This window comes from Dactylosporangium sp. NPDC000521, assembly GCF_042898305.1.
Classification (GTDB): domain Bacteria; phylum Actinomycetota; class Actinomycetes; order Mycobacteriales; family Micromonosporaceae; genus Dactylosporangium.
The window spans coordinates 209,599-224,623 of sequence record NZ_JBIAYW010000009.1; the positions used below are offsets into that span (position 1 = coordinate 209,599).

The 15,025-nt window shown below is 71.7% G+C and carries 14 protein-coding genes; 11 read left to right on the top strand and 3 right to left on the bottom strand.

Features of this window, described 5'->3' with window-relative positions:
- Positions 1-177: 177 nt before the first annotated feature.
- Positions 178-1,470, bottom strand: coding sequence for a D-arabinono-1,4-lactone oxidase (locus ACFY3L_RS28845; RefSeq protein ID WP_389330604.1), 1,293 nt, complete (start codon positions 1,468-1,470; stop codon positions 178-180).
- Positions 1,471-1,696: 226 nt separating this feature from the next.
- Between ACFY3L_RS28845 and ACFY3L_RS28850 the strand changes: the two genes are divergently transcribed.
- The 10 genes from ACFY3L_RS28850 (at position 1,697) to nadC (ending at position 11,149) form a co-directional block, all read left to right on the top strand.
- Positions 1,697-2,242 carry a TetR/AcrR family transcriptional regulator gene (locus tag ACFY3L_RS28850; protein ID WP_389331382.1) on the top strand — a complete coding sequence of 182 codons (546 nt, stop codon included), beginning with the start codon at positions 1,697-1,699 and terminating at the stop codon, positions 2,240-2,242.
- A 156-nt stretch (positions 2,243-2,398) separates the two neighbouring features.
- Complete coding sequence (locus ACFY3L_RS28855) at positions 2,399-3,373, top strand: Rossmann-like and DUF2520 domain-containing protein (RefSeq protein ID WP_389330607.1); 975 nt, start codon at positions 2,399-2,401, stop codon at positions 3,371-3,373.
- Complete coding sequence (gene panC / locus ACFY3L_RS28860; RefSeq protein WP_389330610.1) at positions 3,370-4,182, top strand: pantoate--beta-alanine ligase; 813 nt, start codon at positions 3,370-3,372, stop codon at positions 4,180-4,182. Before ACFY3L_RS28855 ends, panC begins: the two co-directional genes overlap by 4 nt.
- Positions 4,183-4,348: 166 nt before the next feature.
- Positions 4,349-4,771 carry an aspartate 1-decarboxylase gene (panD, locus tag ACFY3L_RS28865; protein WP_389330613.1) on the top strand — a complete coding sequence of 141 codons (423 nt, stop codon included), beginning with the start codon at positions 4,349-4,351 and terminating at the stop codon, positions 4,769-4,771.
- A gap of 18 nt (positions 4,772-4,789) precedes the next feature.
- On the top strand, positions 4,790-5,707 hold the full coding sequence (locus ACFY3L_RS28870; protein WP_389330616.1) for a septum formation family protein: 918 nt from the start codon (positions 4,790-4,792) through the stop codon (positions 5,705-5,707).
- A gap of 99 nt (positions 5,708-5,806) precedes the next feature.
- Complete coding sequence (locus tag ACFY3L_RS28875) at positions 5,807-6,718, top strand: septum formation family protein (protein ID WP_389330619.1); 912 nt, start codon at positions 5,807-5,809, stop codon at positions 6,716-6,718.
- Positions 6,719-6,769: 51 nt separating this feature from the next.
- On the top strand, positions 6,770-7,660 hold the full coding sequence (locus ACFY3L_RS28880; RefSeq protein WP_389330622.1) for a septum formation family protein: 891 nt from the start codon (positions 6,770-6,772) through the stop codon (positions 7,658-7,660).
- Between the two features lie 62 nt (positions 7,661-7,722).
- Entirely contained in the window at positions 7,723-8,568 is an 846-nt protein-coding gene (locus ACFY3L_RS28885; protein WP_389330625.1) for a septum formation family protein, read from the top strand.
- A 47-nt stretch (positions 8,569-8,615) separates the two neighbouring features.
- A complete protein-coding gene (locus ACFY3L_RS28890) occupies positions 8,616-10,241 on the top strand; it encodes an L-aspartate oxidase (RefSeq protein ID WP_389330628.1) in 1,626 nt (541 codons plus the stop codon).
- Between the two features lie 29 nt (positions 10,242-10,270).
- Complete coding sequence (nadC, locus tag ACFY3L_RS28895; protein ID WP_389331385.1) at positions 10,271-11,149, top strand: carboxylating nicotinate-nucleotide diphosphorylase; 879 nt, start codon at positions 10,271-10,273, stop codon at positions 11,147-11,149.
- A gap of 24 nt (positions 11,150-11,173) precedes the next feature.
- On the opposite strand, the gene ACFY3L_RS28900 is transcribed toward nadC, so the two are convergent.
- The gene (locus tag ACFY3L_RS28900; RefSeq protein ID WP_389330630.1) at positions 11,174-13,132 is read right to left on the bottom strand and encodes a hypothetical protein; all 1,959 of its coding nucleotides are present in this window, start codon (positions 13,130-13,132) and stop codon (positions 11,174-11,176) included.
- Between the two features lie 65 nt (positions 13,133-13,197).
- Here ACFY3L_RS28900 and ACFY3L_RS28905 point away from each other — a divergent pair, with 65 nt between their 5' ends.
- Positions 13,198-13,962, top strand: a complete 765-nt coding sequence (locus ACFY3L_RS28905) for a type III pantothenate kinase (RefSeq protein ID WP_389330633.1) — start codon at positions 13,198-13,200, stop codon at positions 13,960-13,962.
- Here ACFY3L_RS28905 and ACFY3L_RS28910 read toward each other — a convergent pair.
- Positions 13,959-14,660, bottom strand: coding sequence for a class I SAM-dependent methyltransferase (locus ACFY3L_RS28910; RefSeq protein ID WP_389330636.1), 702 nt, complete (start codon positions 14,658-14,660; stop codon positions 13,959-13,961). The two genes, ACFY3L_RS28905 and ACFY3L_RS28910, sit on opposite strands and share 4 nt — an antisense overlap.
- Positions 14,661-15,025: the final 365 nt, after the last annotated feature.

Consider the following 15,025-nt stretch of genomic DNA (forward strand, 5'->3'; position numbering starts at 1 on the left):
GTGACCCCGCGCAGGTGCCAGGCGCCGAGGACGTGACCCCGCGCAGGTGCCAGGCGCCGAGGACGTGACCCCGCGCAGGTGCCAGGCGCCGAGGACGTGACCCCGCGCAGGTGCCAGGCGCCGAGGATGCGACCCCGCGCAGGTGTCAGGCGCCGAGGACGCGACCCCGCGCAGGTGTCAGGCGCCGAGGACGCGGTCGGTGTAGACGTTGGCGAACAGGCGGCCGGGGTCGAGCTTGTCGCGCAGGGCGGTGAAGTCGGCGAAGCGCGGGTATGCCGTGGCCAGCGACTCGGCGTCGCGGAAGTTCATCTTCCCCCAGTGCGGGCGGCCGCCCAGGGGTGTGGTGACGGCCTCGAAGCGGCGGAAGTACTCCTCGAACGGGGCGCCGGCGTACTGGTGGATGGCGATGTAGGCGTTGTCGCGGCCGTGGCCGTGGGAGAGCCAGATGTCGTCGGCGGCGGTGAAGCGGACCTCGACCGGGAACTGGATCTTGTACGGCAGGCCGTCGACGACTGATCGGAGGCCGTCGAAGGCTTCGCGGAGGGCCGCGCGGGGCAGGCCGTACTCCATCTCGACGAAGCGGACCCGGCGGGGCGTGCAGAACACGTCGTGCGACGCGGCGGTGTACGTGCGCGCGGACAGCGCCCGGGCCGACACGCGGCTGATCGTGGGCACGGTCGACGGCAGGGCCCGGCCGAGCCGGCACGCGCCGCCGAAGACGGTGTTGGACAGGAAGTCGTCGTCGAGCCAGCGGCGCCAGCCCGCGAGGGGGCGGTCGGAGGCGGGCACGATGTTGTTGCGCTTCATCTGGACCCGGTCGGTGTAGGGGAACCAGTAGAACTCGAAGTGGTCGTTCGAGGCGATGTGGGTCTCCAGGCCCGACCAGACGTCGGACAGCGGCGCCGGGCGCTCGTCGGCCTGCAGCGTGAAGGCCGGCACGCAGCGCAGGGTCACCTCGGTGAGCACGCCCAGGGCGCCGATGTTGACCCGGGCGGCGGCGAACAGGTCCGGCTGTGCGGAAGCCGAGCAGCGCACGACCGCGCCGTCGGCGGTGACCAGCTCGAGGGCCTCGATGAATGTCGAAAGGCACCCATATGCCGCGCCCGTCCCATGTGTACCGGTGGACAGCGCCCCCGAGATGGTCTGCGCGTCGATGTCGCCCAGGTTGGGCATGGCCAGGCCGTGCGCGGCGAGCGTCGCGTTGAGGGTCGCGAGTTTCATGCCTGCCTGGACGGTGACGAGGTCGCCCTCGACCCGGACGAGTGACGCCATCCGGTCGAGCTCGATCCGCACGCCGTCCGTCAGAGCGGTGGGTGTGAAGGAGTGCCCGGAGCCGACGGCCTTGACCCGAAGCCCCTCGTCCGCCGCGCCGCGGAGCACGGAGGCCAGCTCATCGGTGGTCGACGGGTGCGCGACACGCGTCGCCCGCGCGGTCTGGTTGCCGGCCCAGTTGGCCCACGGAGAAGTCACGAAACCTGAGTACCCTTCACGTATGCCCGCCGTCAATGACCCGTTGAACCACAAGAGTGAAATGGGCTATCCGCCGATCGTGCCCGCTCGTTGACGTGAGTAGGTTTCAAGGTGGGTCGAATTTGAGGGGGACTGCCGGGTGGCGACGCAGACAGTGGCCAGTGCCGGGACGAAACCCCTGCGCCGGGTTCCGGTGCAGGGGCGCAGCGTGGCGAGGGTCGGGCGGATGCTCGACGCGTGCGCCGAGCTCGTCGACGAGGTTGGCTACGACGGGCTGACCACGACGCTGCTCGCGGAGCGGGCGGGGGTGGCGATCGGCTCGGTCTACCAGTTCTTCCCTGACAAGCGCGCGATCGTGCAGGCCCTCACGCTGCGCAGCTTGGAGGGCTACCTGGAGCGCCTCGGCGCCCGGCTGTCCGACGAGGACATCTCGCACTGGTGGGACGCGGTCGACGCGGCCATCGACGAGTACATCGACATGCACCGCACGGTGCCGGGCTTCCGGACGCTGCACTTCGGTGACGTCGTGGACATCCACCTGCTCGACGACGAGCGGGACAACAACGACGTCATCGTGTCGCAGCTCGCGGCGCTGCTCGTCGGCCGGTTCGGCATCGTGGACGCCGAGCGGCTCCAGTTCGCCCTGGCGATCGCGGTCGAGGCCGCCGACGCGCTGATCAAGATGGCGTTCCGGCGCTCGCCGGAGGGCGACCCGGTGGTGCTCGGCGAGGCCAAGGCACTGATCAAGGACTACCTGCACCACCGCCTCTGACGACGTCGTCTCGGACCCTTTATCGGCTGCTCGCGAGGCCGGTGAAGGGTCTGAAACCTCGTGTTGACAATCCCACACGACCTGTCCGCTTTTGCCCCGCACGACGCATACTCGTGGTCGACCGGTACCCCACTTTCGAGGACTGGATCTGCCACCATGGAAAGCAGCCTGACCAGGAAAAACATCGGCATCATCGGTGCCGGGCGGGTCGGCGCGGTGCTCGGCGCCGCGTTCGTGCGAGCCGGCCACCGGGTGGTCGCCGCGGTCGGTGTCTCGGCCGCCTCCAAGGCCCGCGCGGAGCAGCTGCTCCCGGGCGCCGCACTCCTCCCTGCCGACCAGGTCGCCGCCGTCGCGGATCTGGTCCTGCTGGCGGTCCCCGACGACGTGCTCGCCGGACTGGTGCGCGGCCTGGTCGAGACCGGCGCGATCCGGGAAGGGCAGATCGTCGCGCACACCTCCGGCGCCCATGGCCTCGATGTCCTGGCGCCGGTCACCGCCGTCGGCGCGCGGCCCCTGGCGCTGCACCCGGCGATGACGTTCACCGGCACCGCCGTCGACCTGCGCCGGATGGAGGCGGGCGTCTCGTTCGGCGTCACCGCACCGCAGGACCTGCGGGACCTCACCGAGAGCCTGGTCGCCGACCTCGGCGGTCAGGTCGAGTGGATCGAGGAGGAGCGCCGGCCGCTGTACCACGCGGCCCTGGCCCACGGCGCCAACCACCTCGCCACCCTCGTCAACGAGGCGCTCGACCGGCTCCGCGACGCCGGCGTCCAGCACCCGGAGCAGGTCCTCGCCCCGCTGCTCGGCGCCGCATTGGACAACTCGCTGCGCCTCGGCGACGCCGCCATCACCGGTCCGGTCTCCCGCGGCGACGCCGGCACGGTCGCCAAGCACCTCAGGGCGCTCGACGCGGTCGCCCCGGAGTCGGTGCCGCCGTACCTGGCGCTCGCCCGGCGCACCGCCGACCGGGTCATCGCCGCCGGCCGTCTCCGCCCGATGGACGCCGAGCCGCTGCTCGACGTGCTCAGCAGCTCCGGACAGAAGGAGGGCTCAGCGCAGAAGCAGGTGCCGGTGGTCGCTGCGCAGCGCGGTGGGCGCCGGAAGGCCAAGGGCACCGGAGGTAAGCCGTGATCGTCGCCGAGACCCGCGAACAGCTCGCCACCGCGCGGGCGGGTGCGCGCGGCACCGTCGCCGTCGTCATGACCATGGGCGCGCTGCACGAGGGGCACGCCGAGCTTCTTCGTACCGCACGCGCCGAAGCGGACACGGTCCTGCTCACGATCTTCGTCAATCCACTGCAGTTCGCGCCGGGCGAGGACTTCGACCGCTACCCGCGCACCCTGGAAGCCGACCTGGCGATCGCGGAGCAGGCCGGTGTGGACATCGCGTTCACGCCGACGCGGGAGGTCATGTACCCGCAGGGCGAGCCCGCCGTCCGGGTCGACCCCGGGCCCGCCGGCAACGAGCTGGAGGGCGCCAGCCGCCCCGGGTTCTTCCACGGCGTGCTGACGGTGGTCAACAAGCTGTTCCAGCTGACCCGCCCCGACGTCGCGTACTTCGGGGAGAAGGACTACCAGCAGCTCGGCATGATCCGGGCGATGGTCCGCGACTTCGACCTGCCGATCGAGGTGCGGGGCGTACCGACGGTGCGGGAGCCCGACGGCCTGGCGCTGTCCAGCCGCAACCGCTACCTCGCCCCGGCGGAGCGGCAGGCGGCGCTGGTGCTGTCCAGGGCGCTCACGAAGGCGGCGCACAGCGAGGACCCCGTCGCCGCGGGGATCGCCGAGTTCGCGACGGAGCCCGAGGTCAAGCTCGACTACTTCGTCCTGACCGATCCCATGCTGGGCCCGGCGCCCGCGCACGGACCGGCCCGGCTGCTGACGGCGGCCTGGGTCGGCGGCACCCGACTGATCGACAACATCGCGGTGGACCTGCCGTGAGCCGTGCCAGAGGCACCGACGCGGTGGACCTGCCGTGATCCGTACCAGAGGCACCGACGCGGTGGACCTGCCGTGAGCCGTGCCAGAGGCACCGACGCGGTGGACCTGCCGTGATCCGTACCAGACGTACCAGACGTACCAGAGGCAACGACGCAGTGGAGATGCCGTGATCCGCACGATGCTCAAGTCCAAGATCCACCGGGCGACGGTCACGCAGGCCGATCTGCACTATGTCGGTTCGGTAACGGTCGACGAGGACCTGATGGACGCCGCGGACCTGCTCGCCGGCGAACAGGTCGCGATCGTGGACGTCACCAACGGCGCGCGACTGGAGACGTACGTGATCGCCGGGCCCCGCGGCAGCGGCGTCATCGGGATCAACGGGGCCGCCGCGCACCTGGTCCACCCGGGTGACCTCGTCATCCTGATCTCCTACGCGCAGCTCGACGACGCCACCGCCAGGACGTACCAGCCGAAGATCGTCCACGTCGACGCCACCAACGGCATCATCGAGCTCGGTCACGATCCCGCGGACGCCATACCGGGTATGGTGGGCGAGCCTGTGAGGGGAGACCTTCTCCGGGCGTAAGCACCTGGGGAGGTGGCGGTGCGGCGCGCGGTCGTGCTGGTCGTGGCGGTGGCGACACTGCTGAGTGCCTGCGCGCAACCGGCCCCGCCCGGCACCGACAAGGACCTGGTCAACGGCTGGCCGATGCTCCCGGCCCCCGTGCTGCAGGAGCCCGCCGCCCCCGCGTGTTACGCGCTGCCGGCGGGCACCGCGAGCGCCGACGTGACGAGCTGGCCCGCGCCGGTCGGGTGCACCGAGCCGCACGAGGTCGAGCTGATCTCGGTGGGCCGGTTCACCGCCGCGGACGCCGAGCGGACCACGCCGCCGAACGTCGGGAGTCCGGCCATGCGCGGCGCGTACCGGCGCTGCGCCGACGACGCGAAGGCCCTCCTCGGCGCGGACTGGCGCACCGGCAGGGTGTCGCTGAGCGTGGACGTCCCGAGCCCGGCGCTGTGGGACGCCGGGGCGCGCTGGTTCCGCTGCGACCTGCAGGCGCTGCAGGACATCGACCGCTTCAGCGTCGCGACCCGCACCGCGCCGCTGCGCGGCACGCTGCGCGCCGACGGCGGGGAGCTGCGCATCGGGTGTGTGAAGGTCACCACCAGGGTGGGCGGCGCCGCCCGTGACATCGACCGGATCTTCCCGGCCGCGTGCACGACGCCGCACGAGGGCGAGTTCGCCGGCCTCTACGAGCCCCCGGACGGTGAGTACCCGGCCGACAGCGAGGCGCGCAGCAACGCCAACATCGCCGGCTGCCGCCCCGTCGTGGCGGGCTTCACCGGCGTGCCGGACGACGTGAACTTCAGCTCCCGCACCGGTCTCGTAATGTGGCCCTACGACAAGACCGCATGGGAGCTCGGCAACCGCGGGGTCCGCTGTTTCGTGTGGCCGCCGAAGCCGGTGACGACCTCGTTGCGCGGCGCAGGTACAAAAGGATTACCGATCACAATCGCGTAGACGCTGTCCAAGATCTGGCAGTTGGGCCGGGTTGCCAACCACGTTGATCATTGGCACACTCGCACCCGCGCTGTGTGCGCCGGGGGAGGGGTTGGAGTCATGGTGCGCTTTCGACGGCTCGCTCTGGCGGTGGCGCCGGTCGCCGCCGCAGTGATGCTGGCGGGCTGTTCGACGCCCGCGGGTGTCGACAAGAACCTCGTCGACGAATGGACCATGCTCGCCGCCCCCAAGGTCCCCTCGCCGCCGGTCGGTGCGTGCTACGACAGCACCGTGCCGTTCTTCGACACGGACACCCTCACGGTCTTCTCCTTCACCGCCGTGACCTCCTGCACGACCGCGCACGTCAGCGAGACGTTCTTCGTCGGCGAGCTCACCGGCACCGCGGCCAGCGCGTCGTCGCCGCCGAAGGGCGCGGACCTGAAGGACGCCTGGGCCAAGTGCAACACCGAGGCGCAGACCTTCCTCGGCGGCGACTACCACGACGGCCGCCTCGAGCTGATCGTGCTGCCGCCGTCGACGACGCAGTGGACCGGCGGCGGTCGCTACTTCCGCTGCGACCTCGCCGAGGTGCAGAGCGACGCCGGCAAGCCGATCAGCCGCACGAGCAGCCTCAAGGGCGGCCTCACCGGCGACAAGCCGATCGCGCTGACCTGCGCCCAGGAGATCTACGAGTCCGACGGCAAGACCTGGGACGACTACGAGCCGAGGGCGTGCACGCAGACGCACAACATGGAGTACGTCGGCACGTACCTGGCCGGCGAGCGGGCCTTCCCGAAGAACGCCGACGAGCGGCGCGCCGCGATGCGGACCGGCTGCGAGGCGCTCGGCGCCAAGTTCCTCGGCATGACGCAGCAGATGCTGGACAACCACCAGGAGGTCGGCATCGGCTTCTGGACGGTCGACGAGGAGAACTGGCTGCGCGGCAACCGCACCGCCCGGTGCTACGCGATGCTCTACGACACCAAGAGCACGATCCGCTCCCTCAAGGGCCTCGGCCAGGGCAAGGTTTGACCCCCTCTGCGAGACTGTGGGCCCGTGCTACGAGGTGAGGGAGCGCTGCCGATGAAACGGTGGACCGCCGGGCTGTCGGTGGCGCTGGTGCTGTTCGCCGCCGGGTGCGGCAATCCGGCGGGCACGGACGGCGACCTCGTCAACGGCTGGACCGCCCTCGCGGCGCCGAGCGTGCCCAAGCCCGCCGTGGGCGAGTGCTGGACCTACTCAGGTGACGCCGACAAGCTCGCGGTCGGGCCCGATCTGGTCAAGGTCGAGTGCACCGCGTCGCACGCCAGCGAGACGTTCAAGGTCGGCGAGTTCACCGGCACCATCGGGGACAAGTCGACGGTGCCGGCCGACGCCGACCTGACCGACGCGTACGCCGCCTGCCAGGCCGAGGCCAGCAACTTCCTCGGCGGCGACTGGCACGACGGCCGGCTGATGATGCGGGTGCTGCCGCCGTCGGCGAAGCAGTGGACCGGCCAGGCGCGCTACTACCGGTGCGACCTGATCGAGGTCTCGGACGACACGTACACGATCGCGCCGCGCACGACGAGCCTCAAGGACACCCTGCGGGGCTCCAAGCCGGCCCAGCTCCGCTGCGTCAAGGTCGCGACCGACAGCAAGGGCGGCATCGAGGACTTCATCCCGGTCCAGTGCGACACGCCGCACAACGGTGAGTACACCGGCACCTTCTACGCGCCGGACGCGCGGCCGTACCCGAGCGACGCCGCGGCCCGCCGCTCGCTGCTGCAGCCCGGCTGCAAGACGATCGTGGCGCGCTACCTGGGCCTCACCGACGCCCAGTACGACCAGAACAAGCAGATCTCGTTCGCCTGGTCCACCGCGACGCCGACCCGGTGGGGCTACGGCGACCGCACCGCCCGCTGCTACATGATGCTGGAGGGCAACCTCACGGTCAGCCACTCCCTGCTGGCGAACGGCAACCGCCCGGTCTAGGACCGACCCGGGCTTCCCCGGGGTCGTGACGTTACCCGCCGGTAATGGCACACTGCTTCCTCATGAAGCGGGTCATACTCATCGTCGTCGTGCTCGCGCTCGCCGGCGGCGGCGCCTACTGGCTGCTGCGCGACGGTGACCGGAAGATCCCGAAGACCCCGCCCGCCGCCGCGCCGCAGGTCGGCTCCTGCTGGAAGGTCGACGCGGCCGGCGCGAAGGCCGCCTTCCCGTGGGCCGGCGCCCCCGTCGACTGCGCCGCCGCCCACACCGTCGAGGTGTTCCACGTCGGCCAGGCCACCGAGGACCTGCTGCACCGCCTCGACGACGCCGAGGGCCAGGACGTCACGATCACCCAGAACCTCCTGTACGCGCAGGCCCGCCGCGCCTGTGTCGTGCAGGGCACCGTGTTCCTCGGCGGCAACTGGCACGAGTCGAAGGTCCAGATCCTCGCCTCGTGGATCAACCCGGCGAAGGACGGCTTCTTCGGCTGCGCGGTCGCCCCGGTGACCGGCCCGGCCGGCGACGAGCTCGCGACCCGCGAGGGCAGCCTGGCCAAGGCCGGGTCGAGCCTGCCGATCGAGTGCGTCTCGGCGCTGAAGTACGTCGGCTGCGACGCACCGCACGACGGCGAGTACTCCGGCAGCTACTCGATCGCCCCGATGGACGCGCCGTTCGACGAGACCGCGGTGCGCAGCGCATCGGCGAAGGGCTGCACGAGTGTCGGATTGCGGTACCTGGGCCTGGCGGAGACCGCCGACCGGGCCGACCTGTCCGCCGCCGCCGTCGGGCCCAAGTCCGGCTCCGACTGGCTCGGCAGCGACCAGACCTTCGCGTGCTACCTGATGAGCAGCCGCCCGCTGAAGGGATCCGTCCAGAAGCTGGGCACGGGACCCCTGCCGCTCGCGTGATTCTCGGCACGGCGCGCGATGCCTGGTTGTGATGTTTGACTGGAGTGATGGAGCTGCCCGTACTGCCGCGCCGACTCGCCGGGCCCCAGCCGGGGTGGGCCGAGCCGACCGACGTCGTCGTGATCGGCTCCGGCGTCGCCGGGCTGACCGCCGCCCTGCACCTGCGCGAGGCCGGCCTGCACGTCACCGTCGTCACCAAGGTCAACATCGATGACGGCTCGACCCGCTGGGCCCAGGGCGGCATCGCCGCGGTCCTCGACCCGCTCGACACGCCCGAGGCGCACGCCCAGGACACCCTCGTCGCCGGCGTCGGGCTGTGTGACACCGCCGCCGTCGACGTGCTGGTCCGGGAGGGGCCGACCCGCGTCCGTGAGCTGATCCGCTGGGGTGCGGAGTTCGACCGCAACAACGACGGCTCCCTGATGCTGACCCGCGAGGGCGGCCACCACGCCAACCGGATCATCCACGCCGGCGGCGACGCGACCGGCGCCGAGGTGCAGCGGGCCCTGCACGCCGCCGTCCACCGCGACCCGTGGATCCGCCTCATCGAGCACGCCCTCGTCCTCGACCTGCTCACCGACGCCGCCGGCCGGGCCTGCGGGGTCACCCTGCACGTCCTCGGCGAGGGCGCGGAGGACGGCGTCGGCGCGGTCCTCGCCCGGGCCGTCGTGCTCGCCACCGGCGGCATGGGCCAGATCTACTCCGCCACCACCAACCCGATTGTCTCCACCGGCGACGGGGTCGCCCTGGCCCTGCGCGCGGGTGCCGCCGTCACCGACATCGAGTTCGTCCAGTTCCACCCGACCGCGCTCGCGCTCAACAACCGCGACTCCCAGCAGCCGCTGGTCAGCGAGGCGCTGCGCGGCGAGGGCGCGTACCTGCGCGACGGCGACGGCAACCGCTTCATGGTCGGCCGCCACGAGCTCGCGGAGCTCGCCCCGCGCGACGTCGTGGCCAAGGGCATCTACCGGGTCATGCGCGCCGAGGGCACGCACAACGTCTGGCTCGACGCCCGCCACCTCGGCCGGGACTTCCTCGAGGGGCGGTTCCCGACGATCGTGGCGTCCTGCCGGGCCGCCGGGGTCGACCCTGCCGCGGACCTCATCCCGGTGTCCCCGGCCGCGCACTACGCCTCCGGCGGCGTCCGCACCGACCTGCACGGCCGCACGTCGATCCCGGGCCTCTACGCGTGCGGTGAGGTCGCCTGTACTGGCGTGCACGGCGCCAACCGGCTGGCCTCCAACTCGCTGCTGGAGGGGCTGGTCTTCTCCCGCCGGATCGCCGAGGACATCGCCCGCGACCTGCCCGCGCAGACCGACCCCGTCACCGCTGACCTGCCGGCGTGGACGGCCGACCCGAGCCTGCGCGCCCCGCTGCAGGCGGCCATGTCGGCGCACGCCTCGGTGCTGCGCAGCGCCGAGTCGCTCGACCAGGCGGCGCAGGCGGTCGCCAAGCTGGCCCTGGACCGCGCCACGCCCGGCCTCGCGAGCTGGGAGGCGACCAACCTGCTCACCGTCGCGGCCGCCCTCGTCGGCGCCGCCGACCAGCGGCAGGAGACCCGCGGCTGCCACTGGCGCGAGGACTTCCCCGACGCCAGCGACGTGTTCCGCGGCCACTTCCTCGCCGGCCTGTCCGAGACCGGCGCCCTGACCGAGACGTGGGAGGACGCATGACCGCACCGGAGCGCAGCGGAGGGGGCGGCATGACCCCGGAGACCGAGGCTTCGCTGCGGAAGGTCGGGCTCGACCCGGTCGCCGTCGCCGAGATCGTCGAGCGGACCCTGACCGAGGACCTCGGCCCCGACCGCCTCGACGTGACGAGCGTGGCGACCATCCCGGCCACCCAGACCGACACCGCCGAGCTCGTCGCCCGCGCCGGCGGCGTGGTCGCCGGGCTGGCCGTGGCCGCGGCGGTCTTCGAGGCCGTGTCCCCGTCGGTCGAGGTGGCCGTGCACGCCGTCGACGGCTCGTCCGTCGTGCGCGGCACGGTGCTCGCGACCGTCACCGGCCCGACCCGCGACCTGCTGACCGCCGAGCGGTCCGCCCTCAACCTGCTGTGCCGCATGTCGGGCGTCGCCACGCACACCCGCCGGTGGGCCGACCTCCTCGACGGCACCGACGCCCTGGTCCTCGACACCCGCAAGACCACGCCCGGCCTGCGCATCCTGGAGAAGTACGCGGTCCGCGCCGGCGGCGGCACCAACAAGCGCATGGGCCTCTACGACGTCGCCATGATCAAGGACAACCACAAGCTGGCGGCGGGCGGCATCTCCGCGGCGTACGCCCGGGTCCGCGAGGCGTTCCCCGACGTCCCGGTCCAGGTCGAGGTGACCACGGTCGGCGAGGCGGTGGAGGCAGTCACCGCCGGCGCCACGTTCCTGCTGCTCGACAACATGGCGCCGGACCTGCTGCGGGAGGTCGTGGCGGCGGTCGGCGGGCGGGCCGAGCTGGAGGCGACCGGCGGCCTGACCCTCGAGACGGCGGCGGAGTACGCGGCCACCGGGGTCGACTACCTGTCCGTCGGCGGCCTCACCCACTCCTCGCCGATCCTCGACATCGCGATGGACCTGCGGACCCACTAGGGGCGCGATGGACCTGCAGTCCCACTAGGGGAACGCGACGGCGACCAGCTCGGAGAACCGCTGGGTCTTCCACGCCGGCGGGACCACCGAGGCGCAGATCTCGGCCCCGGAGACGCACACGATCGCCTGCACCGACGAGACCGGTGCGGGCGGTGCGGACGGGATCACCGACTGGACCGCGACCAGCTCGACGTCCGGAAGGGAGATCTGCAGCGGGTACTCCCACAGGTCCCCGTCCATGACCACGCCGACCCGCCGGGCGCCGCTGGCCTTGATCGCGTCGATCGCCCGCTGGTACGGCACCGCCTGGGCGGGCATCCGGACGAAGCGCTCCTGCCAGTCGGTGAGGGTGAAGACGGAGCCCTGCCCGACGAGGCGGCGGGGCTGCCCGTACGCGACGGAGATCCCGCCGGAAGCGAACGCCGCCGCCATGACGACGACGAGCGCGGCCGCGGTGGCGCGGTGGGTGCGCAGGCGGTCGGCCCAGTAGCCGGTGAGCGGCGCACCGAGCGCGAACGCCGGCAGGATCAGCCGGTTGCCCCAGTCCTGCCACTTGACGACAGCGGCGGTCATGACGAACGCGCCGAGCACCATGACGGCGTAGCCCCTCAGCAGCGGGGGCAGCCGCCGCCACACCAGCGTGACGACGAGGGCGCTCAGGATCAGCGCCGATTGGATGGGGTACGGGGAGCGGTCCTCGTCGGGCTTCCAGCGCGTGCCGGGGAAGACGCTCCGCCACTGGGTGATCTTCGGATCGTTGGGGTTGACGTCCACGAGGTCCGCGACGGCGATGACGGCGTCGCTGACCACGTCGTTGACCGCGGGGAACGGCGTGGTGAGCGTCGAGGCGGCCAGGCGCAGGCCGTTGACCAGCACCGCGGGCGGGTCCTTGCGCTCCGTGGACAGCGAGGCGCTGTAGCCGGGCGGGCCGAGCGGCGAGCCGAACGCGTCGTTGACGCGCAGCATGGCGGGCCCGGCGAGCACGACCATGCCGGCGAGGACCACCACGCCGGCGCCGGCGGTGCGCAGCCACTGCCTGGTCCGGTCACCCGCCCCGCCGCCCGTACCGGCGGCCTCTGTGGCCTCTGTGGCCTCTGCGACCGCTGCGGACCGTGCCGGCCTGAGGCGGAGCTGGCAGATGCCCCAGAAGACGAGGATCGGGGCGAGGGGCATGAGGCCGGTCGACTTGGTGACGGCAGTGAGGCCGGCGACCGTGGCGAGGGTCAGGACGTCGCCGGCGGTGGCGACCCGGCGGGCGCCGTCGAGCGCGAGGCTGGCGGCGCAGGCGACCCACGCGGTGACGACGAGGTCGTTCTGGGTGCTGGTGGCCTCCAGGGCGACCGCCGGGGCGGTGACCAGCACGGCGGCGGCGACGAGCTGGCCGACGCGGCCGACGCCGAGCTGGGCGGCGCAGCGGGAGACGGCGAGGGCGGCGAGCAGCGACGCGCCCCACTGCAACAGGTTGAACAGCGAGTCGTCCCCGGTCAGCAGGCGGGCCTGCAGCAGCAGGTACTCCGCGCCCGGGACCAGGATGATCTGCTGGTTCTGGACCGTGGCGTAGGGGGCGAGGTCACCGTCGGCGATCCAGTGCTCGATCTTCGTGAGGTGGTAGTGGTTCGAGTCGAAGTTGTTCGGTGAGTGGGCCAGTGCGAGGACGAGCTCAGCCAGTACCAACGCCGCAAACGCCAACAGCAGCACCTTGTCCCAGTTTTTCAGGACACGGTGCGGGATGTGGAGGTGGTGCCGGGCGAAGAAGGCGGCCACGCCCGCGAAGAGCAGCCAGTAGACGATCACCGGCCAGGTCGTGATCCATCCTGCGAGCGACAGCAGCTCGACGAAGACGACCGTGACCCCCGCCACGGTGGCCGCCGCGCGGATGACCGCCTGGCGCGCGTCCAGGCTGCCCGGACGCAGGGCGAACGCGGTGAACACCAGCGCCGCCAGCGGGAGGAGCGCGAGCAGCGTGCGGGCCGTCGGCATCATGGGAACCGGATCGTAGATGACCAGGCTCACCCCGCCGCTGGCGGGCCTTTCGTTAGGCTCAGCGCGTGCTGCTGTGCATCGACATCGGAAACACCAACACGGTGCTCGCCACGTTCGAGGGCGAGAAGCTGGTCCACTCGTGGCGGATCAAGACCGACGCGAGGGCGACCGCCGACGAGCTCGGGCTGCTCTACCGGGGGCTGCTCGCCACGGATGCCGTGTCGCTGACCGGCATCGCGGCCTGCTCCACCGTCCCCGCGGCCCTGCGCTCCCTGCGCACGATGCTGCAGCGGTACTACCCGGGCGTCCCGACCGTGATCGTCGAGCCGGGCGTGCGGACGGGTGTCCAGCTGGCGATCGACAACCCGAAGGAGGTCGGCACCGACCGGGTCGCGAACACGCTTGCCGCCTTCACGCTCTTCGGCGGCCCGTCGATCGTCGTGGACTTCGGCACGTCGACCAACTTCGACGTCGTCTCCGCCCGCGGGGAGTTCCTCGGCGGCGTGCTGGCGCCCGGCATCGAGATCTCCGTCGACGCGCTCGCCGCCCGCGCCGCCCAGCTGCGCAAAGTGGAGCTGGTCAAGCCGCCGCGGGTGATCGGCAAGAACACGGTCGAGTGCCTGCAGTCCGGCGTCGTCTACGGCTTCGCCGGGCAGGTCGACGGCATCGTGCGGGGCATCTCCGCGGAGCTCGGTGGCACGATGAAGGCGGTCGTCGCGACCGGTGGCCTGGCGCCGATCGTGATCGGCGAGTCCGCCACGGTCACGCACCACGAGCCGATGCTCACCCTGATCGGGCTGCGACTGATCTTCGACCGCAACCGCGGTTAGCGTTTGCGGCCGATGTACACGTAGGTCACGTACGGCAGCTCGAACTCCTCGGCCGGCGGGATCACCTCGAGCAGCCGTTCCTCCAGCCGTCGTCGTGCCTCGTCGCCGGCCACCAGGTAGTAGCTGCGGGACCTGACCAGCTCCAGGAACGACTCCCTCGTATGGGTGGTGCTCCACTCGAACGTCGCCCGCCGCACGGGGCCGAAGAGGGGGCCGAAGTCCTGCACGGCCGTCTCGTCGAACGCGTCGCGCTCGCGGGCGCCGTCGAAGAGGGTGGAGGACTCGGCGACCCAGGGGACCCGCTCGTCGCGGATGTTCCAGATGGGGATGAAGCTGCCGCCGGGCCTGAGGACGCGGGCGATCTCGGCGTGGGCCGGCTCACCGTAGAACCAGTGGTAGGCCTGCCCCGCTGTGACGATGTCCACTGACGCGTCCGGCAGGGGGATGTGGGTGGCGTCACCCTTGCGGGCATCACCAGGGATTTTGGCGCGCATCTTGTCGTCCGGCTCGACGGCGATGGTGTGGTGACCCAGGTCGCGGAGCTGGCGGGTCAGGATGCCGGTGCCGGCACCAAGATCGCAGATTTCGGACTTTTCTGGTATCGCCCATTGCAGGGCCTCGCGTGGGTAGCGGGGGCGGATGCGGTCGTACAGGTCGGCGGCCGCTCCGAACGAGGAGGCGTGTGCTGCGAAATCCACGCTGCCAAAAGTACCGAATCCGATGTTGCGAGGTCCCGCCGTAAAACACGGAATTGGCCGACCGGGCGTGCATGGCCCTCTGGGCGGCCCTTGGGCACTGCAACCTGCAGCCGCCATGTTGCAGTTGTGCACGGTGGTGCTTCACCTGCCATTCGTCACGCATAGCAATGCGACGGACACGGATTTGCGCCGACGTATCGTCCAATCCGATTCCGGGGCGCTGTCTTCCTTGCCTACGGCCCTGCCCGGGGTGCGCGCGCCGGGTGCGGATGCCTGCTCGGAGACAATCCGCGCGCGTTGGAGTACGGAATGCCACCGGCGGCAGGGATGTGATGGGAATCGATCGCGTTGGCTTGCCGCCCGCT